We start from the raw sequence: 14209 nt of genomic DNA on the forward strand, positions 1-14209 counted from the left end.
GCGCGCCACGGCGCCCGTGCGCGCGCGAGGGACTACCGTTGGGGCATGCGTCGATCCGCCGTGCCCGCGCTGCTGGGCGTCCTGGCCGTCGTCCTCGTCGCCGTGCTGGGGTACGCCCTCACGCGCACGCCCGCGTCCGAGAAGCACGAGCAGACGCTCGACGCGCAGGTCGAGGCGGGCACGCCCGTCGCCGCGCCCGGCGCCGACCACGCGCTGCCCGAGCTGACCGGCGCGGCGCGCCGCCGGCTGGCGGACTACCGCGGCCAGGTCGTCGTCCTGAACTTCTGGGGCTCGTGGTGCGACCCGTGCCGCGACGAGGCCCCGCTGCTGGAGAAGACCCACCGGCGGCTGCGGAAGGCCGGCGTCGGCACCGTCCTGGGGATCACGTTCAACGACGCGCCCGCCGACAGCCTGGCGTTCGAGAAGAAGTTCGGCCTGACGTACACGTCGCTCCGCGATCCCGGCACGAAGATGGCGCAGGAGTACGGCGCCCGGGCGATGCCCGAGACGTTCATCCTGGACCGCCAGGGCCGGATCCACGCGATCGCGCGCACGCAGGTGACGGAGGAGTTCCTGGACTCCGCGCTCGAGCGCGCCGGCGTGCCGAAGCACGTGCTCGCCCGATGACCGCCCGGCCCCGCCGCACCCCTGCGCTGCTGGCGCTGCTGCTCGCGCTGCTGCTGGCCGCGCCCGCCGCGGCCGGCGCCGCGACCCCGCGCACGACGCTGCAGGAGGTCGAGGCCGAGCTGATGTGCGTGACCTGCAAGACGCCGCTGAACCAGTCCGACGCGGTGCAGGCCAACAAGGAGCGCGGCGAGATCGAGCGGCTGATCGCCCAGGGGAAGACGAAGGACGAGGTCATCGCCGGGATGGTCGACGTCTACGGCGACCAGGTGCTGCTCAACCCGCCCGAGAAGGGCCTGCAGACGGCCCGCTGGCTGCTGCCCGCGCTCGGCGCGCTGCTGGCCCTGGCGCTGCTGACGCTCCTCGTCCGCCGCTGGCGTCGCCGCGCGGCCGCCGCCCCCGCCGCGGAGGCGGCCGACGACGACGTGCCCGCGCTGAGCGACGAGGACCGTCGCCGCCTGGACGCCGACCTCGCGCGCTTCGGATGAGCGGGGCCCTGCCCCTCGCCGCCGCGGACCCGACGGTCTTCGCGGCGTTCGCGGCCGGCCTGCTGTCGTTCGCCTCGCCCTGCGTGCTGCCGCTCGTCCCCGGCTACCTGTCGGTGCTGACCGGCGGCGAGTCGATCCGGCCCGCGGCCGAGCGTCGCACCGGGGCCATCCTCGGGCCGGCGGCGCTGTTCTGCCTGAGCTTCGTGCTCGTCTTCGTCGTGCTCGGCCTGTTCGCCAACGGCCTGGGCGCGCCCCTGGCGAGCTCGCGCAACACGCTCGACGTCGTCGCCGGCGTGCTGCTCATGCTGATGGGGGCGATCTACCTGCTGACGCCGGTGGTGCCGCTGCTCAACCGCACGCTGCGCCCCGAGGTGCTGCTGCGGAAGGCTGGCACCGGCGGCCCGATGATCGCCGGCATGGCGTTCGCCGTCGCCTGGACCCCGTGCACCGGCCCGATCCTCGCGGCGATCCTGACCGCCGCGGCCGCCCAGACCGGCGTGGGCGGCGGCGCGTTCCTGCTGCTCGCCTACGGCCTGGGGCTGGCGGTGCCGTTCCTCGCGTCCGCGCTCGCGTTCGAGAAGGTCACGGGCGCGGCCCGCATCCTGCGCGACCACTTCACCGTCATCACCGCGATCGGCGGCGTGCTGCTGCTCATCGTCGGCTGGCTCGTCGCCAACCACGAGATGCAGCGCCTGGCCGGCCACGCGCGCGAGCTGACCGAGGCGCTCGGCCTGGACGCCATCCTGCGGTTCTTCGAGCGCTAGCGCGGATCAGAAGACGCACCACGAGCTGGTCGGCCGGCCGCGGAAGGCGCGGCGGACGGCCGGGGCGTCGCAGTCGTCGCCGGTGTAGCTCCAGCGCGGGACGAGGGAGCGGATCGCCCGCGCGCCGACGGGCGGCAGCAGGACGATCGGTGCCGGACCGACGTCGCGCGCGCCGTCGACCAGGCCCCGCCGGCCGAGCACCCCGGGCAGCACGACCGGCACGCGCACCTGCAGCCGCGGGTCGACCGTCCCCTCGCACGTCGCGTACGACCAGTCGGGGTTCACCCGCAACCGGACCGTCAGGACGTAGGCGTGCGGCCTGCGCGTCACCTGCACGCCCGCGAACCGGGCGGCCGTGTCGAACGTCTCGTCGGCCGCGCAGTCCGGGTCGTCGACGGTCACCGTCACCGTCGACGCGGCCCGATCGACGGTGGACCGGTCCAGCGTCGTGCTCGCCGCGTACGTCGGAATCGGCGCGTTCGGGTCTCGCGGCGGCGTGAAGCGCAGGACGACGTTGACCGGCGACGCCGCGGCCCACGCGCGCAGGCGGTCGCCGTCCTCCTTCGTCGCCCGGCTCGAGACGACGGCCTTCACGGCGTTGCGCCGCGTGTCGAGGCTCGTCTCGACGAGCAGGCCGGCGGGGCCACCCTCCTCCCCCTCGAAGCGGAAGAGCCGACCGAGCTCGGCCTGGGCCTGGGACAGCTGCCGCGAGGTCGACCGCACCGCGACGAGCCGCACGTCGTCCGCGACGCCGCGCCCGCGCAGCAGGCGGCGCGTGGCGCGCACCGCGCGGCGCGTGGTCCGGCGGTCGGCACCGCTCGCGACGCCCACCTGCAGCCGTCCGCCGTGGCAGCTCGTGTACCAGGCGTTCCCCCACAGGTTCGCGCCCGGCGCGTGGCGCAGGATCCGGCGCAGCGCCGTGTCGAGGTTCGCGTCCGAGACCCGGTCCTGCAGGCGCACCATCGCGCGGGTGGTCCGCCGGCGACAGGGTCGCGCGTCGATCGCCGGCAGCCGCAGCTCGCGCCGCAGGGCCGGGGGCCAGCCGATGTCCGGGTCGCTGACGGAGCGCGCCGCCGCGGGCCCGGTCAGTCCGGCCGTCGCCGCCAGGACGCCCACCACGAGCAGGATGGGCCGCCGCCACGCCACGCGCATGGCGGCGATGCTGCCAGGCGGCGCGGACGCGCGCCACGCCCCAGGACGGGTGGGCGGGTCCGCCGGGCGGACGGGCGCGCGGCGGGCCGTCGGACGGACGGGCGGCGGGCCGGGCGCCGTCCGGCCCGCGCGCCGGACGCGGGCCGGCCCGCGCGTCCTCAGTCCTCGCGCTCGGCCATCCGCTCCGGCGCGGTCACGCCCAGGACGCCGAGCGCGCCGGCGAGCGTGCCGGCCGTCGCGCGGCACAGGTCCAGGCGCCGCTCGCGCACGACCGGCGGCAGGTCCTCGGCCAGCACCGGGCAGTCGCGGTAGAACGCCGAGAACTGGCGGGCGAGCGCCAGGGCGTAGGTGGCCAGGCGGTGCGGGGCGCGGCGGCTGGCGGCCTCGGCGACCTCGTCGGGCCACGAGAGCAGGTCGAGCAGCAGCGCCCGCTCGGCCGGCACGATGTCCTCGCCGGCCGCGGCGGTGCTGCCGTCCGGCCGCGCGCCCGTCGTCTCGCCGGCCTCGGCGCGGGCCAGGATCGAGCGGATGCGGGCGTGCGCGTACTGCACGTAGTAGACGGGGTTCTCCGCCGACTGCGCGCGGGCGTCCGCCAGGTCCAGGTCGATCGTCGTGTCGTGGGAGCGCGCCAGCAGGTACCAGCGGGCCGCGTCGACGCCGATGTCGTCCACGAGGTCGTCGAGGGCGACGAACTCGCCGGCGCGCTTGGACATCCGCGCCCGCTCGCCGTGCTCGAACAGGTTCACGAACTGCGTGATCAGCAGCTCGATGCGGTCGCGGTCGCCGCCGAGCGCCTCGAACGCCGCCTCGACGCGCGCGACGTAGCCGTGGTGGTCGGCGCCGAGCACGTCGATCACGCGGTCGAAGCCGCGGGTGCGCTTGTCGTGGTGGTAGGCCACGTCGGACGCGAAGTACGTCGGGCGGCCGTCGGCGCGGACGAGCACGCGGTCCTTGTCGTCGCCGGACTCCGTCGTGCGCAGGAACAGCGCGCCGTCCTGCTCGTACGTGCGGCCCTGCTCGGCGAGGACGGCGAACGCCTCCTGCACCTTGCTCTCGTGCGCGGAGCCGTCCTCGGTCGTGCGCGGCTCGTGCAGCGAGCGCTCGGAGAACCACTCGTCGAAGTCGGTGCGGAACGCCTCCAGCGACGCCTTCTGGCTCGCGACCATCAGGGCGATGCCCTCGCGGGCGACCTCCTCGACCGGACGGGTGGCGGCGTCGGGGATCCGCGCGGCGACCTCGGCGACGTAGCCGCCCTGGTAGCCCTCCTCCGGCGGCTCCTCGCCGCGGGCGCGGGCCTGCAGCGACTGGCCGAACAGCTCGACCTGGTTGCCGTGGTCGTTCACGTAGTACTCGCGGTGCACGGTGTGGCCGTGGAACCGCAGCAGGTTGGCGAGCGCCGAGCCGAACGCGGCGCCGCGGGCGCCGCCGATGTGGACCGGGCCCGTCGGGTTGTTCGAGACGTACTCCAGGTGGATGCGCTCGGCGGCCTCCCCCGCGCCCTGCGCGCCGAAGCGCTCGCCGGCCGCGACGACGTCCGACAGCGCGCGCAGGAGCCACGCGTCCGAGAGCCGCAGGTTGAGGAAGCCCGGCCCCGCGACGTCGACGTCCAGCAGGTCGTCCCCCAGGTGCTCGCGCAGGGCGACGGACAGCCGCTCGGCGATCATCGGCGGCGCGGCGCCGACGAGCTTGGGCAGCAGCATCGCCGCGTTCGTCGCGTAGTCGCCGTGCGCGGCCTGCTTCGGGCGGTCCAGCGTCGGCGCCGATCGCGGTCGCTCGCCCCCGGTGACGTTCAGCACGGCGTCGTCGAGGACGGTGCGGAGGCGCTGCAGCGGAGAGATGGTCGCGTCGGTCACGGTGACCCCAACCATAGGACGCGCGCCCGCCCCGTGCGCGCGCGTTCCGCGCCGTGACGACGGTCACGGCCGGCCCGACGTCGGAGGCCCCTGCGGGTGCGCCGAGCCCGGCCGCGCCGGGAAGCCGCCCGTCCCGCGACGCTCGGGGCGGGGCCCGCACCCCATCCCTAATGGTGGTAGGGCTCGCCGCGGAGGATGCGGTGGGCGCGGTAGAGCTGCTCGAGCACGATGACGCGGGCGAGCTGGTGCGGCAGGGTGATCGGGCCGAACGACACCCGCTCGTCGGCGCGCGGCAGGTCCAGGCCGTCGGCGCCGCCGAGCACGAAGCACAGGTCGCGGCCGCTGGCGCGCCGCTCCTCGAGCCACGCGGCCTGACGGACGGAGTCGCGCGCCGGGGCGTCGATCGCGAGCAGGACGCAGTGCGCGCGGTCGGGCACGCGGCGGGCCACCGCGTCCGCGTCGGCGTCGTCGCGCAGCTCGATCGACTCGAGCTTGACGTAGGGCCGCAGCAGCTTCTCGTAGTGCGCCAGGTCGTCCGCGTACGGCGCCCGGGTGCGGCCGACGGCGACGACCGTGACCTTCACCGGTCCGTCTCCCGGGCCGGGCGGCCGGCACGGGCCTTCGGGTACGATTCGCCGTCGATCCGCGCCGCCGGCACGCGTCCTTCCGGGCGCGCCGGGACGGCCGACCGCCCGCCACGGGGCGTCGTCTTCCCCTCGTGCCTGCGGTCGCGCGCCATCGCCCCGAGTATGCCCGTCGCCGTCATCTCCGACATCCACGGCAACCGCCACGCGCTCGACGCGGTCCTGGCGGACGCCGACGACCGCGGCTGCGACGAGGTGTGGTGCCTGGGCGACGTCGTGGGCTACGGCGCCGATCCGAACGGGTGCGTCGCCACCGTCCGCCGGTTCGCGACCGTCTGCCTGGCCGGCAACCACGACCTGGTCGCGATCGGCACCCTGCCGTCGGACGCGTTCTCGCCCGACGCCGCCGCGGCGGTGCGCTGGACGGCGCAGGAGCTGTCGGCGGAGCACCGCGAGTGGCTCGGCACCCTGCGCCCGCAGGCGACCGCCCAGGGCTGCCTGCTCGTGCACGCCAGCCCGCTGCACCCCGTCTGGGAGTACGTGCTGACGGCGGAGCAGGCCGAGGCGTCGCTGGACGCGTTCGACGAGCAGGTGGCGCTCATCGGCCACACGCACGTCCCCCTGTCCTTCTCGCGCGCCGGCACCGATCCGGTCGCGCTCGAGCGCCGCGGCGACGGCGCGGCCGCGGCGATCGGCGCACGCCGCTGGCTGCTGAACCCCGGCAGCGTCGGCCAGCCGCGCGACGAGGACCCGCGGGCCGCGTGGCTCGAGCTCGACCCGTACGAGGGCCGGGCCACCTGGCGCCGTGTCCGCTACGACGTCGACGGGGCCGCCCGGGCCATCCGCGAGGCCGGCCTGCCGACCGCACTGGCGGACCGCCTGAGCGTCGGCCGGTAGCCTTCCGCCCATCCTGTCCGCGATGTTCCCGAGCCGCACGATCCCCCTCGTCCTGACCTGCGCCGCCGCGGCCCTCGCCGGCTGCGGCAGCGGGAAGGGGCTGCTCGACGGGTCCTCGGCGGAGGACCTGCAGAAGAGCGTGTCCGCGGTCGAGCAGGCCGTCGCCGACGGCCGCTGCGACGAGGCGGCGAGCGCGGCGCGCGAGGGCCTGCAGCGCGTCGGCGACCTGCCGTCGAGCGTCGACGGGGCGCTGAAGGACCGTCTGCGCGAGGGCTTCCGCGCGCTGCGGGAGAAGGCGGACTCGGAGTGCGAGGAGCGCACGCCGACCACGGAGACCACTCCCCCGCCGACGACGGAGACGACGCCGCCGGAGACGACGGAGACGACGCCGCCCGAGACGACGCCGGACGACACCACGACGACCGACCCGGACGACACGACCACGACCGATCCCGGTGGCGGCACCGATCCCGGGTCCGGCCCCGATCCGGGCAGCGGCGAGGGCGGTGGCACGACGACCGACGACGGGTCCGACGACGACTCGGGCGGCATCTCGCCGGGCGTCGACGCCCCGGGCGCGTCCGAGCGGGGCGCGGGCTGGCGCGAGCGCACGAAGGAGCTGCGCGACCGGGCGCGCGCGGCCGCGAAGGAGGCCCGCGAGGCCGCCCGCGAGGCGCTGAAGGGCGGTGGTGGCTGGTGAGCGACGTCCTCGCCGACCGCTACGAGCTCGGGGAGCGCCTGGGCTCCGGCGGCATGTCCACCGTCCGGCTGGCGTTCGACCGCCGGCTCGAGCGGCACGTCGCGGTCAAGCTCCTCGCCGAGCACCTGGCCGACGACCGCCAGTTCGTCTCGCGCTTCCGCCGCGAGGCCCTGTCGGCCGCCCGCCTGGTCCACAACAACATCGTCCAGGTCTTCGACTTCGGCTTCGACGAGGCGACGGGTCGGTACTTCATCGTGATGGAGGCCGTGCGCGGCCAGTCCGGCGCGCAGCTGCTGCACGAGCGCGGCTACCTGTCGGTGCCCGAGACGATCTCGATCGTCGGCCAGGCCGCCCGCGGCCTGGACTACGCGCACCGCAACGGGGTGATCCACCGCGACGTCAAGCCGGGCAACATCCTGCTCGCCGAGGACGGCACGGTGAAGATCGCCGACTTCGGCATCGCCAAGGCGATGGCCGAGGAGTCGTCGATCACGCAGATCGGCTCCGTCGTGGGCACCGCGAGCTACCTGGCGCCGGAGCAGGCGACGGGCGGCGACGTGGGCCCGGCCGCCGACATCTACGCGCTCGGCGTCGTCACGTACCAGATGCTCGCGGCGCGGCTGCCGTACGAGGCGGACTCGCTGGCGGCCCTGGCGCTGAAGCAGCAGCGCGAGGCCCCGCCGCTGCTCGACCAGCTCAACGCCGAGGTGCCGCCCGAGATCGGCCTGGTCGTCGACCGCGCGCTGAGCCTGGAGCCCGAGATGCGCTACCCGAGCGCCGAGGCGTACGCCCAGGCGCTCGACGACGGCGCCGCGGGCGTAGGCCCCGAGGATCCGGGCGAGCGCACGCGGGTCGTCCACCCCGTCACGGGCGCGACGGCGATCGTCCCCCGCGGCCAGATCGCCGACATCCAGCGCGACTTCGACCCGGACGACGAGGATCCGGCGGAGCGCACGATGCTCCAGCCCGGCCCCGGCCGACGGGGCACGGGCACGGCCGAGCACCAGGCGGTGCCGGCCCGGACCGCCCGCGAGCCGCGGCGCACCGCCCCGCCGCCGCAGGCCGCCCCGCGGCGCGCCGCGCAGCCCGGCGCCTGGAACCAGGAGCCGCCGGCCGCGCCGAAGCGGCGGGGCGGCGGCTGCCTGGGCCGGATGCTCCGCAACCTGGTGCTGCTCGTCGTGCTGCTCGCGGCGATCGGCTTCGGCGTGTACTCGCTCGCGAAGAACGAGGTCGCGCCGAAGCTGCGCGACATCGCGGGCAAGACCGCGCGGGACGTCGGCAACGATCTGCAGCAGCTGATCCAGGACAACACCAAGTAGCGGCGCCGGGCCGCGGGCCCGGCGCCGTCGGGCCGCGAAGGGCCGCGGCGCGCTCCGCGGCCGTTCCGGCGGCCGCGGGCCCTCCCCCGCCCTACGGCATGACGCCGCCGCGGATCGCGGCGGCCTCCTCGGCCAGGCGGCCCTCCAGGATGCCGGTGCGCAGCCGCGTCATGACCTTCTGGACGAACGCGAGGTTGTGCAGCGTCAGCAGCCGCATGCCGAGCAGCTCGCGGTTGGCGACGAGGTAGCGCAGGTAGCCGCGGGTGAAGCCCTGGGCGCAGGCCGGGCAGTCGCAGCCCTCGCAGAGCGGCTCCTGGCTGAGCTTCCACCGCGCCTGGGTCAGGTCGACGCGCCAGCGGCGGTCGGGATTCGGCACGAGCGCCATGCCGTGGCGGCCCAGGCGCGTGGGCATCGCGCAGTCGAACGTGTCGATGCCCTGCTCGACGCCGCGGACGAGGTCGTCGATCTCCCCGATCCCCAGCAGGTGGCGGGGCTTGCGCTCGAACGCGCCGCCCACGTGCGAGGTCGTCCAGCCGACGACCTCGTTCATCTGGTCCTTGTGCTCGCCGAGCGACCCGCCGATGGCGATCGCGTCGGCCCGCGAGGCGGCGACGAGCTGGGCCGCCTCGGCGCGCAGGTCCTCGTACACGCCGCCCTGCACGATGCCGTAGACGAGCTGCCAGCCGGGGGCGTGCTGCTCGTGCCACGTCAGGCAGCGCTCGAGCCAGCGGTGCGTGCGCTCCGTCGAGCGCGCCGTGTACTCGCGGTCGACGTTGAACGGCGTGCACTCGTCGAAGACGACGGCCAGGTCGGTGCCGAGCGCCGCCTGGACCTCCATGGAGCGCTCGGGCGAGAGGAACTGCTTCGACCCGTCGAGGTGCGAGCGGAAGCGCACGCCCTGCTCCTCGATCGCGTCGATCCGGCCGTGGCCGCGCTGCCCCTGGCCCGTCGTGCGGCCCTTGATCTCGTCCGCGACGGTGCCGTGGCCCATCGAGAAGACCTGGAAGCCGCCGGAGTCGGTGATGATCGGGCCGTCCCAGCCCATGAACCGGTGCAGCCCGCCGTGCTCGCGGATCAGCTCGTGGCCCGGCGAGAGCATCAGGTGGAACGTGTTGCCCAGGACGATGTCGAAGCCCAGGTCGGCGACCTCGTGCGGCAGCAGCCCGCGGACCGTGGCCTTCGTGGCCAGCGGCACGAAGCCCGGCGTGCGGATCTCGCCGTGCGCGGTCGAGATGACGCCCGCGCGGGCGCGCAGGCCGTCGCCCTCGGCGCGGGCCTCGATGCGGAAGACCTCTCGGGGGCGCTCGGCGGCGGGGCGCGGCGGGGCGTCGAGGGCGGGCGTCGGGGAGGCGTCCATGACGGTCCATCGTAGGCGGCCGGACCACCGTCCCGCGCGCCCCCGGACGGGCCCGCGGCGCCGACGTGGCGACGGCGGCCCGTCGGGGCCGCCGTCGCAGGCCGTCGCTCGCGGAGGCGCGGGACTACGCGGCGCTGCCGGCCGCCGCCGGCGCCTCGGCGCGGTCGCCGTCGGCACCGTCCTCGGCGGCGTCGAGCGTCTTCGGCGCGCCCGCGATCTCGACCGCGACGCGGCGCGGCTTCGCGCGCTCGGGCTTCGGGATCTCGACCTCGAGCACCCCGTGCTCGAAGCGCGCCGTGATCGCCTCGGCGTCGACGCCCTCGGGCAGCTGCAGCTGCCGCCGGAACGCGCCGCTCGCGCGCTCGGCCCGGACCACGCCGCCCTCACGCACCTCGCGACGCATCTCGCGGGCGCCGGAGAGGGAGAGCACGTCGCCCTCGACCTCGATCGCGACGTCCTCGGGCTTCACGCCCGGCAGATCGGCGACGAGCACGAACGAGCCCTCGCGCTCGATCAGGTCGACGGCCGGCGTCCACCGCGACGTCGGGCCGACGGCCGGGTCGAAGAACGCGGAGAAGACGCGGTTGACCTCCTGCTGCAGCGAGCCGAGCTCGCGCGCGGGCTCCCAACGGATGATCGCCATGGTGACCTCCAGGTCGACGGTTTGCGGGTACACCGCCATGATGAAACCTGAGTCCTTCCGTGTCAAGTCTTGTGCGTCCCTTCGCTCGGGCCGGATCGCGACCTTCGGGCCCGGAACGACGACGGGCCGTCGCGTCGCGACGGCCCGTGGGGACGTGGAGCGGCCGGCCGCGCGGCCGGCGGCGGCTACGGGCGCAGGCCCGGCTCGATCCGGTCGAGCACGCGCGTCCAGATCGCACCGAGCTGATCCTGCTCCTCCGCGGTCAGCAGGTCGTGGAAGCGGGCGCGCACCTCCTCGAGGTAGTCGGCGCGGGCCGCCGCGACGCGCCGGCGGCCCTCGTCCGTCAGCACCGCGAAGTAGCCCCGCGCGTCGGTCTCGCAGCGGTTGCGGACCACGAGGCCGTCCTTCTCGAGGCGGTCGATCAGGCGGGTCAGGCCGCTGCGGCTGAGCACCGCGCTCTTGGCCAGGTCCGACAGCCGCATCTGCCCGTCCGGGGCGTCGGACAGCAGCATGAGGACCTCGTACGTGGAGTTCTGCAGCCCGTGCCGCTGCTCCAGCTCGGTCTCCAGCTCGCGCTGCAGCAGGACGTACGAGCGCAGCATGCCCCGCCACGCCGCCAGCTCGCGCGTGCTGAGGAGGCGGGCGCCGGTCGTCGTGTCGGTCTCGGGGGTGCTCATGGTGCTCACATTGTTGCACCGGCAAGCGCCTGTGCCTAGTCCGTTATGGTCGGCACGGGTACGTGGTCCACGCACCCCCCCCGCTCCCCACCCTGGAGAACCGCATGAGCACGAAGATCCTCGTCGCCTACTACTCGTCGACGGGCAACGTCCACCGGCTGGCCACCGCCGTCGCGGCCGGCGCCGAGAGCGCCGGCGCCGAGGTGCGCCTGCGCAAGGCGCCCGAGCTCGCGCCGCCGGAGGCCGTCGCGTCCAACCCCGCGTGGCAGGCGCACCTCGACGCCACGAAGGACGTCCCCGAGGTCGCCGCGGACGACTTCGTGTGGGCGGACGGCTACGCCCTCGGCACCCCGACGCGCTACGGCACGCCGTCGGCGCAGCTCAAGCAGGTCATCGACTCGCTCGGCCCGCAGTGGGCGCAGGGGCTGCTGGCCGACAAGGCGGCCACGGCGTTCGTCTCGGCGAGCAACGCCCACGGCGGCAACGAGTCCACGATCCTGACGCTGAACAACGTCTTCGCGCACTTCGGCGCCGTGATCGTCCCGACGGGCTACACCGGCGAGGACCCGTACGGTGCCGGCGGCAACCCGTACGGCACGGGCTACCCGAGCGGCGGCGCGACCGACGCCGCGCTGCCGGAGGACGTGCAGGCGAAGGCCCGGTACCAGGGCGAGCGCCTGGCGAAGATCGCCGAGCTGCTGCAGCCGCTGCGCGGCTGAGCCGCGCCGGGCCGGGGCGCCGTCCGGCGCCCCGGCCCGTCCTAGGCCGCGTCGCCCGCGATCATCGAGCGCCCGGTCATCGCCGCGGGCTGCTCCACGCCGAGCAGGTCCAGGACGGTCGGCGCCACGTCGGCCAGCACGCCCTCGTCCCGCAGGGTCAGGCCCTCGCGGGTGACCACGAACGGCACCGGGTTGAGCGAGTGCGCGGTGTTCGGCGACCCGTCGGGCTCGAGCATGTGGTCCGCGTTGCCGTGGTCGGCGGTGACGAGCAGCACGCCCCCGCTCTCCGTCACGACGCGCACGACGTCGGCCAGGCACGCGTCGACGGTCTCGATCGCCTTCACGGCCGCCGGGATGGAGCCCGTGTGGCCCACCATGTCCGGGTTGGCGAAGTTGATGATCCCGAAGCGCGGGTCGTGCTCCTGCCACAGCCGCACGAACGCGGCGGCGGCCTCGCGGGCCGACATCTCGGGCTTGTGGTCGTACGTCGGCACGTCGCGCGGGCTCGGGACGACGTCGCGGAACTCGGCGCGGTGCTCCGCCTCGATGCCGCCGTTGAAGAAGTACGTGACGTGCGGGTACTTCTCGGTCTCCGCCACGTGGATCTGCGCGCCGCCCGTGGACTCGATCACGTCGGCCAGGGTGATCTCGGGGTTGCGCGGCGGGAACGCGACGGGGTACGGCCAGTCGGCCTTGTACTGCGTCATGCACACGTAGTCCTCGGGGCGCACCGGCGGCGCGCCGTCCGGGGTGCCGCGGTCGACGTCCGCGAAGCCCGGCTGGGCGAGCGCGCGGGTGATCTCCCGGACGCGGTCGGGCCGGAAGTTCGTGACGATCACGGCGTCGCCGGGGCGGATCGTCGCCTCGTCCCCGACGGTCGTGGCCGTGACGAACTCGTCGGTCTCGTCGCGGTCGTACGCGGCGCGCACGGCGTCGGCGCCGGTCCCGGCGTGGTGCGCGGCCTTCCCGTGCACGAGCAGGTCGTACGCCTGCTGGATCCGCTCCCAGCGCTGGTCGCGGTCCATCGCGAAGTAGCGGCCGATCACCGAGCCGACGCGGGCGTGGCCCGGGCCCTGGGCGGACGCGTCGGCGCACCAGCCCTCGACGGTCTCCAGGTAGCCGGCGCCCGCGGTCGGCAGCGTGTCGCGTCCGTCCGTGAAGGCGTGCACGACGAGGTCGTCGACGCCCAGCTCGACGCCGGTCCGGATGAGCGACTCCAGGTGCGTCCAGCCGGAGTGGACGCCGCCGTCGGAGACCAGGCCGATCAGGTGCACGCGGCGGCCGCGCTCGGGCGCGCCGCCCCCGCCGGTGAAGGCGCGCTGCAGCTCGGGCACCTCGCGGATCGACCCGTCGGCGACGGCGTCGTCGATGCGGGCCAGGTCCTGCTTGACGACGGTGCCGGCGCCGAGGTTGAGGTGGCCGACCTCGCTGTTGCCCATCTGCCCCTCGGGCAGCCCGACGGCGGGGCCGCACGCGATGAGCTGCGCGTGCGGGTAGCGCTGCCAGAGCCCGTCGAACGTCGGCGTCTCCGCGAGGGAGACGGCGTTGCCGGGCCCGGGATCCGCCAGGCCGAAGCCGTCGAGGATCACGAGCGCGACCGACGGCGCGGCGTCGGGCCGCGTCACGCCGACCGGCGTCTCCCCCGCGGCGCTCATGCGCGCGCCGCCTGGACGATCGCGGCGAGCGACTTCGGGTCGAGCGCGGCGCCGCCGACGAGCGCGCCGTCGACGTCGGGCAGGCCCAGCAGCTCGGCGGCGTTCTCGGGCTTCACCGAGCCGCCGTACTGGATGCGGATCGCGTCGGCGGCCGCGGCCGAGCGGTCGGCGACGAGCGCGCGGATGAACGCGCAGGCGTCCTGCGCCTGCTGCGGCGTGGCGACCTTGCCGGTGCCGATGGCCCAGACGGGCTCGTAGGCGATCGTCACCCGCGCCAGGTCGGCGTCGGCGACGTCGGCCAGGCCCTCGGTCGTCTGGCGACGCAGCACATCCTCGGTCTGCTCGCCCTCGCGCTCCGCCTCGGTCTCGCCGACGCAGAGGATGGGCTCCAGGCCCGCGGCGAGCAGCGCCGGGACCTTCTCGCGCAGCGCGGCGTCCGTCTCGCCGAAGTACTGGCGGCGCTCCGAGTGGCCGACGACGACGCCGTGGACGTCGAGCTCGTCGAGCATCGGGATCGAGATCTCGCCCGTGAACGCGCCGTTCGTCGCCTGGTGGACGTTCTGCGCGTAGACCTGCACGGACGAGCCGCGCGTCGAGTCGACGACGGCCTGCAGCGCCGTGAAGGGCACGCAGACGCCGACCTGCACGTCGTCGACGTCGCCCACCAGCGGCAGGATGCCGCTCACGAACTCCTCGGCCTCCGCGATCGTCTTGTGCATCTTCCAGTTGCCGGCTACGAACGGCGTGCGGGACATCGGGGACCTCGGAGGTCGTGGG

At 75.3% G+C, this 14209-nt stretch carries 15 protein-coding genes; 7 read left to right on the forward strand and 8 right to left on the reverse strand.

The genetic code is table 11. From position 1 onward, the window contains the following. Positions 1–45 precede the first annotated feature (45 nt). Genes J3P29_RS13205 through J3P29_RS13215 form a run of 3 tightly spaced genes read left to right on the forward strand, consistent with a single transcriptional unit; the run spans position 46 to position 1876 of the window. Complete coding sequence (locus J3P29_RS13205) at positions 46–627, forward strand: TlpA disulfide reductase family protein (RefSeq protein ID WP_210493940.1); 582 nt, start codon at positions 46–48, stop codon at positions 625–627. Continuing rightward, entirely contained in the window at positions 624–1112 is a 489-nt protein-coding gene (locus tag J3P29_RS13210; RefSeq protein ID WP_210493942.1) for a cytochrome c-type biogenesis protein CcmH, read from the forward strand. The genes J3P29_RS13205 and J3P29_RS13210 overlap by 4 nt, the downstream gene beginning before the upstream one ends. Continuing rightward, the gene (locus tag J3P29_RS13215; RefSeq protein ID WP_210493943.1) at positions 1109–1876 is read left to right on the forward strand and encodes a cytochrome c biogenesis protein CcdA; all 768 of its coding nucleotides are present in this window, start codon (positions 1109–1111) and stop codon (positions 1874–1876) included. The genes J3P29_RS13210 and J3P29_RS13215 overlap by 4 nt, the downstream gene beginning before the upstream one ends. A 6-nt stretch (positions 1877–1882) precedes the next feature. Here the strand turns inward: J3P29_RS13215 and J3P29_RS13220 are convergent, their stop codons facing one another. The 3 genes from J3P29_RS13220 to J3P29_RS13230 form a co-directional block, all read right to left on the reverse strand. Further along, positions 1883–3028: a hypothetical protein gene (locus J3P29_RS13220; RefSeq protein ID WP_210493944.1), complete on the reverse strand. Its 1146-nt coding sequence runs from the start codon at positions 3026–3028 to the stop codon at positions 1883–1885. Between the two features lie 158 nt (positions 3029–3186). Beyond that, complete coding sequence (argS, locus tag J3P29_RS13225) at positions 3187–4881, reverse strand: arginine--tRNA ligase (RefSeq protein ID WP_210493945.1); 1695 nt, start codon at positions 4879–4881, stop codon at positions 3187–3189. 167 nt (positions 4882–5048) lie between these two features. After that, a complete protein-coding gene (locus tag J3P29_RS13230) occupies positions 5049–5465 on the reverse strand; it encodes a 23S rRNA (pseudouridine(1915)-N(3))-methyltransferase RlmH (protein WP_210493946.1) in 417 nt (138 codons plus the stop codon). Between the two features lie 165 nt (positions 5466–5630). On the opposite strand from J3P29_RS13230, the gene J3P29_RS13235 reads away from it, so the two are divergent. The 3 genes from J3P29_RS13235 to J3P29_RS13245 are packed head-to-tail and all read left to right on the forward strand — an operon-like array spanning position 5631 to position 8381. Next, positions 5631–6362 carry a metallophosphoesterase family protein gene (locus tag J3P29_RS13235; protein ID WP_210493947.1) on the forward strand — a complete coding sequence of 244 codons (732 nt, stop codon included), beginning with the start codon at positions 5631–5633 and terminating at the stop codon, positions 6360–6362. 22 nt (positions 6363–6384) lie between these two features. Continuing rightward, a complete protein-coding gene (locus J3P29_RS13240; RefSeq protein ID WP_210493948.1) occupies positions 6385–7062 on the forward strand; it encodes a hypothetical protein in 678 nt (225 codons plus the stop codon). Next, a complete protein-coding gene (locus J3P29_RS13245; RefSeq protein WP_210493949.1) occupies positions 7059–8381 on the forward strand; it encodes a protein kinase in 1323 nt (440 codons plus the stop codon). The genes J3P29_RS13240 and J3P29_RS13245 overlap by 4 nt, the downstream gene beginning before the upstream one ends. Positions 8382–8472: 91 nt before the next feature. Here J3P29_RS13245 and tgt read toward each other — a convergent pair whose 3' ends face one another. From tgt to J3P29_RS13260, 3 genes are all read right to left on the reverse strand, one after another. After that, positions 8473–9738, reverse strand: a complete 1266-nt coding sequence (gene tgt / locus J3P29_RS13250; RefSeq protein ID WP_210493951.1) for a tRNA guanosine(34) transglycosylase Tgt — start codon at positions 9736–9738, stop codon at positions 8473–8475. A gap of 124 nt (positions 9739–9862) precedes the next feature. Continuing rightward, entirely contained in the window at positions 9863–10414 is a 552-nt protein-coding gene (locus J3P29_RS13255) for an Hsp20/alpha crystallin family protein (protein ID WP_210493952.1), read from the reverse strand. Positions 10415–10566: 152 nt separating this feature from the next. Further along, entirely contained in the window at positions 10567–11058 is a 492-nt protein-coding gene (locus J3P29_RS13260; protein WP_210493953.1) for a MarR family transcriptional regulator, read from the reverse strand. Between the two features lie 104 nt (positions 11059–11162). Here J3P29_RS13260 and wrbA point away from each other — a divergent pair, with 104 nt between their 5' ends. Continuing rightward, entirely contained in the window at positions 11163–11777 is a 615-nt protein-coding gene (gene wrbA / locus J3P29_RS13265) for an NAD(P)H:quinone oxidoreductase (protein ID WP_210493954.1), read from the forward strand. A 41-nt stretch (positions 11778–11818) separates the two neighbouring features. On the opposite strand, the gene gpmI is transcribed toward wrbA, so the two are convergent. Beyond that, positions 11819–13432, reverse strand: coding sequence for a 2,3-bisphosphoglycerate-independent phosphoglycerate mutase (gpmI, locus tag J3P29_RS13270; RefSeq protein WP_210493956.1), 1614 nt, complete (start codon positions 13430–13432; stop codon positions 11819–11821). Beyond that, positions 13429–14187 (reverse strand): triose-phosphate isomerase, encoded by a 759-nt coding sequence (tpiA, locus tag J3P29_RS13275; RefSeq protein ID WP_210493957.1) that lies wholly within the window; start codon positions 14185–14187, stop codon positions 13429–13431. The genes gpmI and tpiA overlap by 4 nt, the downstream gene beginning before the upstream one ends. Between the last annotated feature and the right edge of the window lie 22 nt (positions 14188–14209).

Source organism: Patulibacter sp. SYSU D01012, from assembly GCF_017916475.1.
Lineage (GTDB): Bacteria > Actinomycetota > Thermoleophilia > Solirubrobacterales > Solirubrobacteraceae > Patulibacter.